This window comes from Paenibacillus dendrobii (assembly GCF_009807035.1).
Taxonomy (GTDB): Bacteria; Bacillota; Bacilli; order Paenibacillales; family Paenibacillaceae; genus Paenibacillus_AQ; species Paenibacillus_AQ dendrobii.
This window is the reverse complement of the sequence record NZ_WUBI01000001.1, coordinates 562,037-577,090: the sequence shown is the minus strand read 5'-3', so window position 1 is coordinate 577,090 and position 15,054 is coordinate 562,037. Positions and strand designations below refer to the sequence as shown.

The following is a 15,054-nucleotide window of genomic DNA, read 5'->3' as shown; positions in this document are numbered from 1 at the left end:
GTTATATATTTAGCTTGTGGTTTTAAGTGTGTTAGCCGACTGAAAAAACACACAAATAAATCCCTGTGATGAATCACGGGGATTTTTGTGCAAGCTACTAATATAGTCAAGAAGAATTAATTAAACCTCATACTTCAAAGTAATATGGAGAACCGTTTCATTGCCTGTAGGGTTCAAATATGAATGCGGGCTATCCGCGCGAAAGCTGATGGTGTCATATTGGTTCAATGAGTAGATGTCATCATTTACTTGGATGGATACTGATCCAGCCATGACCGTCGCAATCTCGGTGGTATTGGAATGATGAGCTTCTGGATGGTAAGAGCTATTCGGCCGAAGGTATGCACGGTACATTTCAATATCATGATTTGTGTTTTTAAAGATCGGCTCAATGATCCAATTTTTATGCTCACTGGCAAATCGCAGTCCTTGGCCAGCCCGGTAAATATTTACGGAGCTTTCTGATGTGAACAAAGTCATAAGGGGTAACGATATACCCTTGGATATCTTCCAAAGGATTCCAACGGTTGGGTTTGTTTCACCACGTTCAATGTTCCCCAGGGTGAGCTTGCTTACTCCAGTTAGCTCTGATAATTCTTCTAAGCTCAATTTTTTTTCTTTTCGAATTTTTTTAAGAGCTGCACCAACTTGCATTACAATTTGTTTTGTATCATCAATTTCCACTGAAACTCCACCTTTTACATAGCACTTTATGGCTAAGTATATTACCTTTTGTATTTCTTTTCAAAATGAGTACAAAAGAACAAGGGATTAGAAGAAGTAACGTGAGTAATCCAATGGATGAGTCGATTGTAATTTATATCTTAAAGAAGGTCGAAATGCTCTTCTTGACCTCTGTTAAAGGCAAAAAGGGGACCCAATTCCAGCATGTTTGAATGCTTATCCAGGCGACCGTGAGACTTAGCATTCGTTTGACCGACCGTTCGATACTGGCGGAATCGCCCCCTAATCATGTCCATTAACAGGAGGAGGGGAAAGACGCTACTTTGGGTTGTGTGGAGAGTATCCCAAGAAGTTCCAGCCAACAGGAATGACGTTTTCTAGTTGAATCACTCCATCAATTCGAAATTCGACCAAGCGCTCCAATTTTATGGGCTTTTTTTGTGCTTGAAATTAAGAGACTAAGTTCTTGTTTTATAAAGGATTTCTCCTATGACAAACAAATAGCTGAGGTGGGGTGTTATAAAAATATTTGTCGGAGGACTAGAACATAGTCCCATTAGAGCCCGCGCCCAGCGCGGGTTTTCTGTTTTAAGGCACCAAGTTCTGATAATCATCTAAACACTTGCTGAGGCGTAGTAAGGCTTATCTAATAAGATCATAGGCTGCAATAAAGTGGAATTTTTTATGAGAATGACGACATAAAAGGCAACTGTTCAAAGCTCCATTACCGGCATGACTAGAGGAACGCTGGCCAGACTCTCCATGCCCCTGCTAATTTCCAATCCATACCCGTCTGGAGGCGACGAACATGTGGAAGATTTTATTGGTAGAAGATAAGGTGTTCGTTGGGCGCAAGCTCATTCAATGGGTATTATTCGGATACACTGTCTCTGGAGAAGCCTCAAAAGGCAGAGAAGCGTTAGAGTTGATGGCAGAGGACATGCCTGACCTTGTTATCACAGATATTATGATGCCCGGTATGGATGGGATTGAACTGCTGAGAAATGCCCGGTCTAACGAGATGATAAGCCGGTTTGTTATGCTTACTTGTATGAATGAGTTCAAATATGCCCAGCAGGCGCTTGAGTATAGGGCGAGCGGATATATTCTCAACTTTTCCATGAGTATGCAATCCATGCACGATATCCTTGCTAAGGTCGCCAAAGAACTGACTGCTGCTAACGAGCAGAGACAGCAGGTGCTTTCGGAAAAATTCAACGTGTTCTATAAACAAATCCTCGATAGGATTAAGGCGGACAGACTGGAAGAGGAGGCTCTTCCGGGTGAGTTCACGGAGTACGAGACTGAATCCGGCTTATCCCGGCAGATCCCTGTCCTCAAGGGTGCAACTGTCGCCAACCCGGTCCAACTTCCTGCAGTCTTATCGCTAGCAGACTCTTTGCAATTGCCTTTAGCCGGTTTTAACCGCGTTTTTCTGGTATCTCTGATCGGAAACTATTCTTTGACTCCGGAGGAACTTCTGAAGCAGAGTATGATTGAGGCTAAACCAGGGATGTGGACGGGTTCCTATACGTCAGGCAGCGTAACTTCTTTATTCTTCTGGTTTCCCAGTGAGCCTGCGCTTGATTTGGAGAAGCTTCGTCTCCTGCCGGGGAAAGGCATTTACAGTCGGCCGTTCTCTCCTTGCCATTTAACCACTCACTGGAAGAGGCAGCTTAATCAGGTAAACCAGCTATGGTAAAATAGAGGTTATTAAGAGACCTATCCAAGCAGCAGTAAATGTAAATAGAAGTGGCAAAATAGTAAGGAGGTAAGGGCTCTAATGCCTTTACCTCCATTTTAGCTTTTGTCAAAATACAAAGCGTCTGATAAAGCGATTGCCCAAATTGTTGCTGAGAACCTGCCTGAATGACCCAGGACCTTGCGTGTTTTGGAGCAAAGGCTATGAGGGCACGTCGTAAGGAAGCTGTCGAGGTTATCCTTCAGGATATGACCAGCTACTGTATGATCTGAATATATAACTGTTTTAGAACTGTTCTTAAGCACCAACAAATGCTATCATGAATTGGAGTGGTAATTAATAGTGTACATGCTTTTTAATTATATAGTAGCTATAAAGTAATAAATAGAACCGGGGGCTGTTATTACTAATATGAAAACATATTATTGTGACCTTGAGGTTACGTTGGACATTATCGGAGGGAAGTGGAAGGGGCTTGTTTTGTATTATTTGATTAAAGGTCCAAAGCGCACGAGCGAGTTAAAGAGACTGATACCAGGTATTACTCAAAAAATGCTTATTCAAACGCTTCGAGACCTGGAAACGAGTGGACTGATACATAGAAAAGTGTATAAACAAGTCCCCCCGAAAGTCGAATATTCAACTACTGAACTTGGTCAATCTCTTGAATCTATTTTGAAAGATCTTTGCAACTGGGGTGGAAAATATGCAGAGGAAACATACGCACAGGATGAGTTCGAAATTTTGCACACGGATTAAAAATAGTATAAAACGAAAACCCCAGGGATATCATGCTTGGGGTTTTCGTTTATATAAATGGCTATAGAAGAGATTTAGCCCAACAACCTTACAATTGTTTCCTTTTAGTTACTATATAACAAAAAAGTACGTACTTCTTTTTCAGATATGTTTGATACATAATGTCATTTGTACGGTGGAATTACATCTTACACAAGTAAAATCGCTGCGTTGTTATGGTTTGGTTACTATAGCGGTACTAATATAGGCCATACGGCCTCAAGAGGGAGAGGACAGAAATCATGGGGAATTTCAATGGTAAGGTCGTGATCGTCACTGGAGGGACAAGCGGTATCGGACTTGCTACGGCACAACGTTTTGTGGAGGAAGGGGCGCATGTCTTCATAACTGGACGCAGACAAAACGAGCTGGACACAGCGGTGAAATTGATTGGGGAACGGGTCACTGGCGTTCAAGGTGACATATCAAATCTAAACGATCTGGACAAACTATTTGAAACGGTGAGACAGGAGAAAGGGCATCTGGACATTCTTTTCGCTAATGCCGGACTTGGCAGCATCCTGCCCTTGGGCCATATTACAGAAGAGCAATACCAGATCACATTCGATGTAAACGTAAAGGGTACTCTGTTCACCATCCAGAAGGCCCTGCCGCTGTTTCCGGACCAGACTGGTTCCATCATTCTTACGGGTTCGACGGCATCTACGATCGGCGACGCAGGGTTTAGCGTGTACGGAGGAACCAAAGCGGCGCTCCGCCAGATGGCGAGAAACTGGATTACGGACTTAAAGGGGACCGGAATACGAATTAATGTACTGAGCCCAGGAATGATCCATACGCCGGCTTACGACGATTTGTTTGGAGAGGCGTTGGATCAAGTCCTTGAATCCGCTAAGGATACCGTTCCATTGAGCCGCCTTGGTAAAGCAGAGGAGATCGCCAGTGCAGTGATGTTCCTTGCCTCGGAGGAAAGCAGCTATGTCAACGGCATCGAACTATTCGTAGATGGTGGATTGGCACAAATCTAAGCATTCGTTAAAGGCCGCTTAATCAGCGGCCTTTTTATTTGAATAAGTGAATATTATTCTATTTTGTTTAATTACAAAGTCGATATGGGTTAATAAATGGAAGTGATACATAAAATTTGGTGGGGAGGGGGGATTATGGGGCAAATGATAAGCTGTCTAGGCGTCTCTGCTCTGATTTCAAAATTGCATTTGGATCACGGTACGTTTATTGCTAAAAAAAGAAAAGTCGTGATTTACATATGTACAAAATACGAGTTTTGTGAAAATGTATTAGCGGAATTAACGAGAAAAGCAAGAATTCTCGCTCGCTAATCAAATTTTCACTAAATTAGATGTTTCGCATTGTTTTCTATATCTCTTCATTTATCTTTCCTAACTAAGTATTCTAATTAAGTATTCCTCGTATTTATTAATTCACCTTAGTTAATGTTTAATTAGTTATTTTTGATTCAACTTCATTGATCAAACAATAATCGACCTGATCGACTCTAAAAACTGCTCACATTTAATACATTTCCTTAATAATTTACTGATTAAAATTATTTTTATACATTATTCTGTATTTTATTCATTCAAATCACGGCATTAATACTTTTTAAGTGGTATAAATATTCATTTCTTAAATATATGCTCTTTGTTTATCCAAAAATAAATTGCTTGGATGTTATCATATTCTCATGTGAATTTAATCACATTATTTTCGAACCATTTACCATTTATTCGTTTTAAAGTCTCCTATTTATCAATAAGGATTTTCTGAAGATTGTATTGCACTAAAAAAGAAGCAGGATTTGATGTACATTCATTGATGTACTTTCAAACCGCGCTTCAATATCATTAATCCGAATGTAGTTATCTCCCTTATTTACATGGCTGCTTCAGCCGGAATCTCTCTTGAAATCGGCATCTTGTGAATGGTGCGCAAGAAGCTGATCGTCTGGTTCTGCGAATGCATGATGACAGAATGCGTCTCAGCCTTCTGATTCGGCAGGTAACGTACACCATTCAGAAGTTCTCCAGGTGTCACGCCGGAAGCTACAAACAGCACGTTATCATGTCCTACCATGTCTTCCATTGTCAGCAGACGGCGTGGATCTTCGATCCCCATCCGCTTGCAGCGTTCGAATTCTTCAATCCCGTCCGGCAGCAAACGCCCCTGCATTTCGCCGCCCATACATTTCAGCGCAGCAGCAGCCAGTACGCCTTCCGGCGCCCCGCCGGATCCTATGTACATATCGACGTCACTGTCACTCGCTGCATCAATGGCTCCCATTACGTCGCCATGGCTCAGCAGTTTGATCCGAACGCCGGCATTGCGGAGTGCAGCAATCTGTTCCTGGTGACGTTCCCGATCCAGAATAGAGATCGTCATATCGGACAACGGTTTATTCAGAATGCTGGAGGCTTTGGCAAGGGTTGTTTCAATAGGATCATTCAGAGACAAATGTCCTGCAAGCGCCGGTCCTACAGCCAGCTTCTCCATGTAGATATCCGGCGCATGCAGCAGATTGCCTTCCGGCGCGGCAGCGATAACCGAAATGGCATCATTGAGGCCGGCTGCCACGGTTTCCGTACCCTCCAGAGGATCGACGGCGATATCGATCTTCGGACCGCGGCGGTTGCCGACCTTTTCCCCGATATATAACATGGGCGCTTCGTCCATTTCGCCTTCGCCGATGACGACCGTGCCATCCATAGCTACGGAGTTTAATCTGCTCCGGATCGCCGTGGTTGCGGCCTGATCTGCGCTGTTTTTATCTCCTCTTCCCGTCCAACGGGCAGAATCGAGCGCGGCTTTTTCCGTAATACGTACCAACTCCAAAGCTATATGATGTTCCATTTCAAATCTCCCTCCATTTTGTTCAAGTATATAATCTATTTATCTCACTTCAATTTTTATAAATATTGCATGATCAGTCCTGCCGTTTCCTCAATCGCTTTATCCGTCACATCGATCACAGGGCAGCCTAAGGATTCGTATAAAGTCTGTGCGTACTCCAGCTCTTTTTCAACCCGCTCAAGTGAGGCATAATTGGCTTCTACCGGGAGTCCGAGGGCTTTGAGCCGTTCATATCGAATTTTCACCAACTGCTGGGCATCGATGTTCAGACCGAAGATTTTTCCGCTCTTGACCTCCCGCAACTGCGCAGGCGGCGTCAGTTCGGGAACGACCGGATAATTGACGACCTTTTTGCCTTTATGCGCCAGGAAGATCGACAGCGGGGTCTTGGATACTCGGGATACGCCTAGCAGGATAATATCCGCTTTGAGGATCGCTCCAACATCTTTGCCGTCATCGTTATTGACCGCGAACTCAACGGCATCAATCCTCCGGAAGTAATCCTCATCGAGTCTATGCAGCAGCCCCGGCAGGCGCTTGGGGGTATCGTTGAACGTATCGATGACGGCCTGCATCATGGGTCCCATGATATCGACCGTGCGGACATTTAGCCGTATGGATTCTTCCTTCATCGCTTCCCGCAGCTCCGGTTGTACGATCGTGTAAATGACCATGCCGCCGCGTCCGGATACTTCCTCCATGAGACGCGTAATTTCATCTTCATGCCGAACATTCATAATCCGTTTGATTTCCGTGTTCGTCAGCTCGAACTGCCGAAGTGTTGCCAAAGCCACCGCTTCAGCCGTTTCGCCAATGGCGTCCGAGCAAATGGCTATAACACGATTTGATGCCTGTATCATCCCATTCCTCCCATTAATTCTCTGCTAGCATCTCAAGTAACTTTCTGATGATATTGGTTTTGGAAATCCGACCGACCACATTTACGTCCCCATCGTGTCCGGAAGGTGCCGGTACGACAACAGGCAAACTGTCGATTTGATGCGTAATAATCTTTCGAGCCGCATCCAGGACGGAGTCCTCGGGGGAAACTGTCACCACATTGGCTCTGCGTGTCATGATAAAACTTACAGGCATCGCTGATGCCGCGGCATTTCCGAGCGTAACCTTCAGCATATCTTTGCGGGACACAATGCCTACAAGCTTGCCTTCTTCGTCCGTCACGATGAGATGTCCAACATTTTCCAGAAACAATGTCACTACCGCATCATGGATGGTTGTCGTTTCACGAACGATGACAGGCACGGCATGAATATCGCCAACTTTCATTTCAAACAGGTTTTGTTTATCTTCTTCCCCCATTTTCTTGCGTGTCCCCGGAAAATAGCCTACTTTCGGCTTCGCATCGATATAATCGAGGCTTACCAGGATCGACAGGTCCGAACGGATGGTTGGGCGGGTCAAATTCAGCATTTCAGCAATTTGTTCGCTCGTGATGGGAGCATGCTTTTTTACGATATCCAGAATTTCCAATTGCCGAGAAGTCAGCTTAATAAGGAATTCCTCCTCTCCGATGCAATATTACTGTCTGTATAATACGTCATATAAAACGATTAATCAATATATAATACGTCTTATATATGAATTAATTAAATGCATTTGGACGATTCAAGCACAAAAAAGCTCTCTATCCGTTATTAAAATAACAGCAGAAAGCTTTATATTGATCATGATTCAAGTGTGATTGGCCACTACTCCCGATACATCCAATGCTCCGGAATATGGGTTATTTCTTCAGGCTGCCGGTATCGTTCCCCAATCTCTTGAAAGCGATCCAGCACGTTAGGATCAAGCAGTCCTTGCCGGTTAGGAGCCCCATTTAGCAAAAAGGATACATTATGACGTCTCATTTCATCGAGTTTATCCAATACCCAGTCGGACGTTCTAAGTTCCATCGCCGTATCAGTCGTTCTCCAGAACCAGGTTTTCGTTAAAATATTGCAGCTTGCGCCCGGTCCGGCGAACGCCTCATCGACTTCTTGGCCTGCCGCATTTTCGTAAAAGACGATGTCCGTATGATTCAGATTGGATTCGCAGCTAATGTTCATCAGCAGGCATCCGGGTTGTAGACGCTTCACCAACTCATCGATTTCCTCGAAAGGCAAATCCTCGTAGTTCGGTCCGCCCCAATGCGCGTTCCAGCCGTCAATGATGAGGAAGGGAATACGGCCGTAACCCGTCAACAGCTCTTCCAGTTGATTTTTAATGAACGCCTTGTCCTCGGGAGTGCATTTCTTGCGGTTGATTTGATGGTGCAGATCCAGCATCGAAAAATACAAACCCGCTTCAATGCCTTCCTCGCGAAATGCCGCCAAATACTCGCTTACGACATCTCGGGTATTGGCCGCATTTTTGATGCAGTGTTCCGTATGCTTACTTGGCCACAAACCAAACCCTTCATGATGCTTGGCCGTCAGGGCCGCAAACTTCATGCCTGCCGATTTTGCTGCCTTGGCCCACTGCTTGCAGTCTAAATCCGCCGGGTTCCAATTTATAGGGTCGAATATGTATCTGCGGGGCTCATCGTTATTTTCATGCCCGTATTCCCAGTCTTCGATTTCGTGATCGGCGAACTGGAACGTCGCGCTGTTGAAATGAATGAACATCCCGAAGCGCTGATTCACGAACCATAGCTGCCTTTGTACAAGTTCTTCCGGATTCATTGTTAATCACTCCTGATTATTTGCAAATTTATTCGCTAATGTGTGGAGATAATTCCTTTAGCAATGAAAATATCGTATCATATTGAACGTTTTATGTATTTGCCGAAGTGTACTATTATTTATCATTTTATCCGCTCAGATATAGGTTAATTAAGGTGATAAGCTTGTTATAAAAAAGTTATCGGAAACGACTCCTTACATTGGTGATTTCATGCCATTATTTGTATAATTCAGCCTGAGCCGTTCCACGAGCTGGATATGAATATTTTTGTCGATTAAGTAAATCATATGAATTAATCAAAACGATGACAGGGGAGAAATCAACTTGATGTATACAGTATTGATCGCCATTGCTGTAATCGCCTGCGCAATCTCGCTATACATGTCCGTGTCCATCATGCGTAAACAACGAAAACAAAGATACGATCATATCAGTCCCACGGTCGCCAAGCATCCGCTGATCGCCAATCCCATCGTCATCCTCTATCTGGCCTTTCCGATCCTGGTCGTCATTGGCGGATTGATCTGGTGGTATCTCGAGGTCAAAGGATTAACTTAAATCGTTAGGAGTGTTTGTTCTTGGATAAAAAGACGTACTATATATCGGTACAATCCAGATACATTTCAGAACGCCAGGATGAGGCTCCCTATGAACTGGTCGTCAAGGCAACGCCGGAAGAGATTCAGCAGCTTCGAGACCTGTTCAGCTCCATGTATCACTTCGATATGGAGACCTATTTCCGCATGCACTATCCCGGCATCCCCGAGCACTACGACAACGATAACGACCTGTATGAGCGTGATCTAAAAGATATCTATCACATGTTGTACGATATCGGCACGAAGGAAACGAGAGAACATATCGCTTCCATGAACGTTCTGGAATAAAGCAGCTCCTACATGGCACAAAAAGATCTGTCTTCCCGTTTCCGGAATGAAGACAGATCTTTTTTCGATTCTTGCAGCGCGGCTTTTTTATTCTGCTTGAACAGCTCCTGCAGGAGCCAATTGCCGCATATAATCATTGAGTTCGATAGCCTGCCCGCCGTTTAACCGAGAGGATTCTGCGGCGAAAGCGATCATGTGGCTTCGGACGGAAGCGGATGCCGAGCTCTTACTCTCATCCTGACCGTTGTAGCCGCGCACCTGGTTCAGGAAATCGCGTACGATGCCACTGTCCCCGCCGCCATGTCCGCTCGTCTGAGCGGGAATATCGATCGTCGTTTTTTGATGCGTCAAAAAATCGTACAATGTGATCTTGTCCTCTTCTCCGCGAAGCTCGCCCTGCGTGCCCATGATCTGGATTCTCCGTTCCTGCTCATAGGTAAAGCCGCACATGCTGAACATGGCTGTCGCCCCGCCTTCGAATTCCATATTCACGACCTGATGGTCCACGACATTGTTGTCGCTGCGGAATACGCAGCGTCCATAGTCCGTATCCCGCAAGCCCTGTATGATATTTTGTCTCGTCAATTCCGGAGTAAAGTGGCCTGCCCAGCCCTTATATTGATCGCTGAGATAGAAACGGGGAGCGGAATATGCGCAAGTTGACTCGACGGCACAATCCAGGCAGCGGTCACCGGAGCCTTGGGGCGCTTGTTCTTCACGAAAATATTTCAGCGAACCAAACGAGCTGACCCGAAGGCAAGGACGGTCCATGAGCCAAGAGAGCACATCCATATCATGACAAGATTTGGCCAGAATCATCGGACTCGAAGTGTTGGAATTGTTCCAGTTTCCACGCACAAAGCTGTGAGCGATATGCCAGTATCCCACGTTCTCGTTCAATTGAATGGACACGACTTCGCCAATGCGTCCTTCCTGAATAACCTGCTTGATCTTGCTCCAAAAAGGCGTGTACCGCAGTACATGGCAAATGGTGAGTAAACGATTTTGTTCCCGGGCCATTCGTTCCATATCGATGCATTCAGCAGGAGTCGGCGACATCGGCTTTTCCAGCATCACATGGTAATGCTGCTTCAAAGCCAGCATCGTGGGCTCATAATGCATTTGGTCCTGTGTGCAGATCATCGCGATCTCGGCAAGCCGGGGCTGCTCAAGCAGCTGCTCCCAGGATGCAAAGCATCGTTCGGGAGGAATGTCATGGTCCTCGGCAAATCGCGCTCGGCGAATCGGATCGGCTTCCGCAACGGCTACGAACGTAAGCTCATGCGGGTAATCCAGCGCGTAGCGGGCATACCCTTTCGCGCCCCTGGCTCCCGCTCCGACTAATACAGCTGTCATTGGATTCATATGTTCTTTTCCCTACCTTTTCTATTGATTGTCTGTTCAGTCCGCCTTGGCAAATCGTTCCGCAGCAGACGCATAAATTGCGACATAGCGATCAACGCCCATTTTCTGAAGCGCGGCCACATATTTATCCCAGTTGTCGAACGACTCATTGCCCGTAATGAATTTATCCTTCATCTCCAACACGTAGGCATCGATGTCCGTTTGAATCGTGGTCAATTCGCTTTGCTCTTCCTGGGTGAAGTTGAACGGAGGCCAGATTTGATCTTGTGCCAAGGCATACGGCTCTGCTTTTTTCGCATTTTCGATCGAAGTCGGCATTCCTTCCGCACCCTTGAAGTATTTCTGTTTCACAAAACCCGGGTAATACCCGCCCAGCCACACCAGGTATTGTCCGACCGCCTGATCCAGCGTGAGACCGTTCGGATTGTTTTTAATATCCTCGGTATATTCCACATTACCGTCGGCATCTTCCACATAAGTCTCGTCCTTCCAGCCCATGAAGAACAGCTTGATTCCCTCATCACTGTAGAAGTAATCCATCCAGCGCATCATCGCCTCCGGATTTTTCGCCTTATCCGTCAGTACGAACATGCCGATGTTCCCGAGCGGAGATCCAAAGGCGTTGTAGCTCTGATCGCCATGCGGTCCTTTGAGCACATTCAGCCCTACGTATCCTTTTTGGTTATAAATCGCGACCGGATCAACGCTATCCGAGATACCGAGCAGACCTTGCATCCCTTTGGAGTCCACTTCCGTGCTTTTCACCGATACGATATCCTGCTCCAGCAGTCCGTCTTTATACAGCTTGTTGACGAATTGAAGCAATTCCTTGTAGCGGGGATCAGCGGGAATGAAGCGAACCTTTCCGGTTTCCGGATCGGTATCCACGTTGATGTTCGACGTGCCATGTGTATTCAGCCCGAAGGAACCTCGAAGATAATTGACGATGCCGGCTGTTCCGACCGCGCCCCAGCCAATTTCATCCTTTTGGCCGTTGCCGTTCGGATCATTGTCCTTGAATGCTTTCAGCATGCTATAAAAATCGTCCAGCGATTCCGGCTGCTTGAGCCCCAGATTATCCAGCCACTCCTGCTTCACCCAAGGCGTACCGTACAGAACGGATTTGAACTCCGGATCATAGATCGTCGGCAAACCGTAAATGTTGCCGTCCGGCATCGTGATGCCCTTGGCGATGATCGGATACTTTTCCATGAGAGCCTTGAAGTTCGGAGCATACTTGTCAATCAGGTCATTCAACGGAATGAAGGCGCCCTGTTTGCCATACTTCAGCAGATCGGACCTGGAGAATGCAGAAGCATAAAATAGCTCCGGATAATCGTTACCGGCAAGAAGCAAATTGCGTTTTTCCTTCAAGGCATCCGTCTGGACTGTATCCCACTGAACATGAATGTTGGTCTTCGTCTCGTAGTCGTTCCAGATTCGGATATTGTTCCAATCTGCATTGGCGAAAAATTTGGCGGCGAAAGCATTCACCGTCATTTTCTCGTTCACGATCGGAAACCCGGTTGCGTTGATTTGCGCCTCATCGGCCGCTTTGGCCTTCCCATCTCCAGATTCTGCCGTCTTACCGGAGCTGCATCCCGCCAGAACGGAAACTGTAACGAGACAGGACAGCAGCATCTTCCCCCTTTTGCTACTCATCATCTTGCATTCCTCCCTTTTCATATCATCATCTATCCATTCAAGGGCTACCCTTTGATGGCTCCAATCATGACGCCTTTCACGAAATACCGCTGCAGGAACGGATACAGGATGAGCACGGGAATATTGGCCACGACCAGCACGGCATATTTGATCCCCTCCACCTCACGCTGCTGCTTGATCGCCGATTCGGTCGACATTTTGACCATATCGCTCGTCTGTCCCTGAATGAGTATTTCACGCAGGATCAGCTGGAGCGGGAATTTGCTTTTATCCGACAGATACAGCAATGCATTGAAGAATGCGTTCCAGTGGCTCACGGCATAAAAGAGAATCATGACCGCGATAATCGGCATCGACAGCGGCAAAATAATGCGGCGTAGAATCTGGATGTTGGTGCACCCGTCGATCGTTGCCGCCTCCTGCAGCTCGTAAGGAATGGACTGCTGGAAAAAGGTCCGCATGATGATAATGTTGTAGATTGATACGGCATTCGGAATGATCATGACCCACAGGGTGTTCAGCATTCCCAGATCCTTGATCAGCAAATAGGTTGGTATCAGACCGCCTCCGAAAAACATCGTGAAGACGAATATTGCCATAATGGCATTACGGCCCACGAAATCTTTCCGGGACAGCGGGTATGCGCCCAGGATCGTCATGACCAGATTGATCAGCGTACCGATGGAAGTGTACAAAAGCGTGTTGGAGTAACCGGTCAGGATGTCATGGTTCTGAAAAATTTTCGCATAAGAGTTCAGGTTCACTCCCTTGGGCCACAGCAGCATCTCGCCGCGCAGCACGGTCTGCGGATCGCTAAAAGAAGCGCTGAGCACAAATACGAGCGGGTACAGCACAATGACGGTAATCACACTTAACACGATATAGATCATGACATTGAAAACGCGATCTCCACGGGATTCCAATAGCATGCGGCTTCCTCCTTACCATAGACTCGTTTCACTCATGCGTTTAGAAACCCAGTTCACGGTGATCAATAGAATGAAGTTAATGACGGAATTGAATAATCCGATGGCTGCGGAGAAGCTGTATTCGGCACCTTGGATACCTGCCCGGTATACGTAAGTGGCGATGATGTCGGAGGTATCCATGTTAAGGTTGTTTTGCATCAGGAGCACCTTTTCGAATCCGATGCCCATGATGCTGCCGATATTCAAAATGAGCAGGATGATAATGGTTGGCCGAATGCCCGGCAAGTTGATATGCCATATCCGCCGTATTCTCCCTGCTCCGTCCACCCGCGCCGCTTCGTGCAGCTGATGGTCAACGCCCGCAAGCGCCGCCAGGTATATAATCGAGCTCCAGCCCATTGTCTGCCATACATCGGAAAGAACATACAATGATTTGAACCACGCCGGCTCCGCCATGAAGTTGATCGGAGACCCTCCGAACATCGTAATGAAGTGATTCGCGATGCCGTAGCGGGGCGACAAAAAAATCATCATCATGCCGACCACGACGACCGTGGACAAAAAATGCGGCGCGTACGTAACGGTTTGCACGAATTTTTTGAACTTGGCCGATTTGGCTTCATTCATGAGGAGTGCCAGGATGATCGGGATGGGAAAACCTAATGCCAGACTGTAAAGACCGAGTCCCAACGTATTCTTGATCAGTCGCCAAAAGAAATAGCTGTGAAAGAAACGTTCGAAATGTTCGGTACCTACCCATGGACTACCGGTAATTCCTTTGGTCGCAATGAAATCCTTAAAAGCAATTTGAATGCCGTACATGGGCACATAATGAAAAAGAACATAGTACGCGATGACCGGAAGAATGAGCAGATACAGCTGCCAGTTGCGCGTAATGCGGCTCCATTTCAATTTCTTAGAGCCTCGCTTGACTTCCGGAGCAACATGGGCTAGTGCTGAAACCTTGATATTGGACACCAGGATCCCCTCCTTGATTCGAGCAGTGCATGTGAAGCCATCTTGCATATAAATTGAACTAAAGATAAGGAAAGTACTTCGCCAGTGTTCCGGATGAATGAAAGGAGAAGCAAGGTTAAACGCTAGTTCATTTTATATCGTTGATATCGTTCTTTAACGAATCACTCCCTTCACGGAATAAAGTTTAAGATAACGTGAATTCGCGAATCTCTATGTTATGTTAATTGACAAATTGCAATGTGAAATCTACATCATTTAGTTCGGAAAAAATCACATCTATTTTGGATTTATATTTGGATAGAGTTCAAAGTATTAGACGATGAATAGAGGATTAATGTACTGGAATGAAGGGCTGCAGATAGAGTAGGTAGTTATGCCTTAATTCAAAGACAACACGTATGTAAGCGCAGTCATAATGTGAACCGAAATGAAAACTTTTCAATAATACCTCGCCAAATTTTTGGATTAAAACGCCAAAACCATTTAATTTTTCTCATCATAATATAGAATAATTTGGATTGTCAAACATTATTTT

Annotated in this window: 15 protein-coding genes; 6 read left to right on the top strand and 9 right to left on the bottom strand. The window is 45.9% G+C overall.

Going from position 1 to position 15,054, the window contains the following annotated elements; translation table 11 throughout:
- Positions 1-120: 120 nt before the first annotated feature.
- Positions 121-654: a helix-turn-helix domain-containing protein gene (locus GRF59_RS02475; RefSeq protein ID WP_160498085.1), complete on the bottom strand. Its 534-nt coding sequence runs from the start codon at positions 652-654 to the stop codon at positions 121-123.
- Positions 655-1,492: 838 nt separating this feature from the next.
- Between GRF59_RS02475 and GRF59_RS02470 the strand changes: the two genes are divergently transcribed.
- The 4 genes from GRF59_RS02470 to GRF59_RS02455 all read left to right on the top strand — a co-directional run bounded on the left by GRF59_RS02470 (position 1,493) and on the right by GRF59_RS02455 (position 4,485).
- Complete coding sequence (locus GRF59_RS02470) at positions 1,493-2,386, top strand: response regulator (RefSeq protein WP_160496081.1); 894 nt, start codon at positions 1,493-1,495, stop codon at positions 2,384-2,386.
- Positions 2,387-2,797: 411 nt separating this feature from the next.
- A complete protein-coding gene (locus GRF59_RS02465; RefSeq protein ID WP_160496080.1) occupies positions 2,798-3,145 on the top strand; it encodes a winged helix-turn-helix transcriptional regulator in 348 nt (115 codons plus the stop codon).
- A 281-nt stretch (positions 3,146-3,426) separates the two neighbouring features.
- Positions 3,427-4,173, top strand: a complete 747-nt coding sequence (locus GRF59_RS02460; RefSeq protein WP_160496079.1) for an SDR family NAD(P)-dependent oxidoreductase — start codon at positions 3,427-3,429, stop codon at positions 4,171-4,173.
- Between the two features lie 135 nt (positions 4,174-4,308).
- Positions 4,309-4,485, top strand: coding sequence for a hypothetical protein (locus GRF59_RS02455; protein WP_160496078.1), 177 nt, complete (start codon positions 4,309-4,311; stop codon positions 4,483-4,485).
- 553 nt (positions 4,486-5,038) lie between these two features.
- Here the strand turns inward: GRF59_RS02455 and glpX are convergent.
- The 4 genes from glpX to GRF59_RS02435 all read right to left on the bottom strand — a co-directional run bounded on the left by glpX (position 5,039) and on the right by GRF59_RS02435 (position 8,694).
- Positions 5,039-6,013: a class II fructose-bisphosphatase gene (gene glpX / locus GRF59_RS02450; RefSeq protein WP_160496077.1), complete on the bottom strand. Its 975-nt coding sequence runs from the start codon at positions 6,011-6,013 to the stop codon at positions 5,039-5,041.
- A 56-nt stretch (positions 6,014-6,069) separates the two neighbouring features.
- Positions 6,070-6,873, bottom strand: a complete 804-nt coding sequence (locus tag GRF59_RS02445) for a pyruvate, water dikinase regulatory protein (RefSeq protein ID WP_160496076.1) — start codon at positions 6,871-6,873, stop codon at positions 6,070-6,072.
- 13 nt (positions 6,874-6,886) lie between these two features.
- Positions 6,887-7,504, bottom strand: coding sequence for a helix-turn-helix transcriptional regulator (locus tag GRF59_RS02440; protein ID WP_160496075.1), 618 nt, complete (start codon positions 7,502-7,504; stop codon positions 6,887-6,889).
- 218 nt (positions 7,505-7,722) lie between these two features.
- Positions 7,723-8,694: an alpha-L-fucosidase gene (locus GRF59_RS02435; RefSeq protein WP_160496074.1), complete on the bottom strand. Its 972-nt coding sequence runs from the start codon at positions 8,692-8,694 to the stop codon at positions 7,723-7,725.
- Between the two features lie 328 nt (positions 8,695-9,022).
- On the opposite strand from GRF59_RS02435, the gene GRF59_RS02430 reads away from it, so the two are divergent.
- Positions 9,023-9,253, top strand: coding sequence for a hypothetical protein (locus GRF59_RS02430; protein ID WP_160496073.1), 231 nt, complete (start codon positions 9,023-9,025; stop codon positions 9,251-9,253).
- Positions 9,254-9,273: 20 nt separating this feature from the next.
- Positions 9,274-9,582, top strand: a complete 309-nt coding sequence (locus tag GRF59_RS02425; protein WP_160496072.1) for a hypothetical protein — start codon at positions 9,274-9,276, stop codon at positions 9,580-9,582.
- Positions 9,583-9,669: 87 nt separating this feature from the next.
- Here GRF59_RS02425 and GRF59_RS02420 read toward each other — a convergent pair whose 3' ends face one another.
- From GRF59_RS02420 to GRF59_RS02405, 4 genes are read right to left on the bottom strand one after another with little or no spacing between them, the layout of a single operon-like run.
- Positions 9,670-10,947, bottom strand: coding sequence for a Gfo/Idh/MocA family protein (locus tag GRF59_RS02420; RefSeq protein ID WP_160496071.1), 1,278 nt, complete (start codon positions 10,945-10,947; stop codon positions 9,670-9,672).
- 36 nt (positions 10,948-10,983) lie between these two features.
- Positions 10,984-12,609, bottom strand: coding sequence for a type 2 periplasmic-binding domain-containing protein (locus GRF59_RS02415; protein ID WP_160498084.1), 1,626 nt, complete (start codon positions 12,607-12,609; stop codon positions 10,984-10,986).
- Positions 12,610-12,656: 47 nt separating this feature from the next.
- Positions 12,657-13,541: a carbohydrate ABC transporter permease gene (locus GRF59_RS02410; protein ID WP_160496070.1), complete on the bottom strand. Its 885-nt coding sequence runs from the start codon at positions 13,539-13,541 to the stop codon at positions 12,657-12,659.
- Between the two features lie 12 nt (positions 13,542-13,553).
- Complete coding sequence (locus GRF59_RS02405) at positions 13,554-14,519, bottom strand: ABC transporter permease (RefSeq protein ID WP_341479997.1); 966 nt, start codon at positions 14,517-14,519, stop codon at positions 13,554-13,556.
- Between the last annotated feature and the right edge of the window lie 535 nt (positions 14,520-15,054).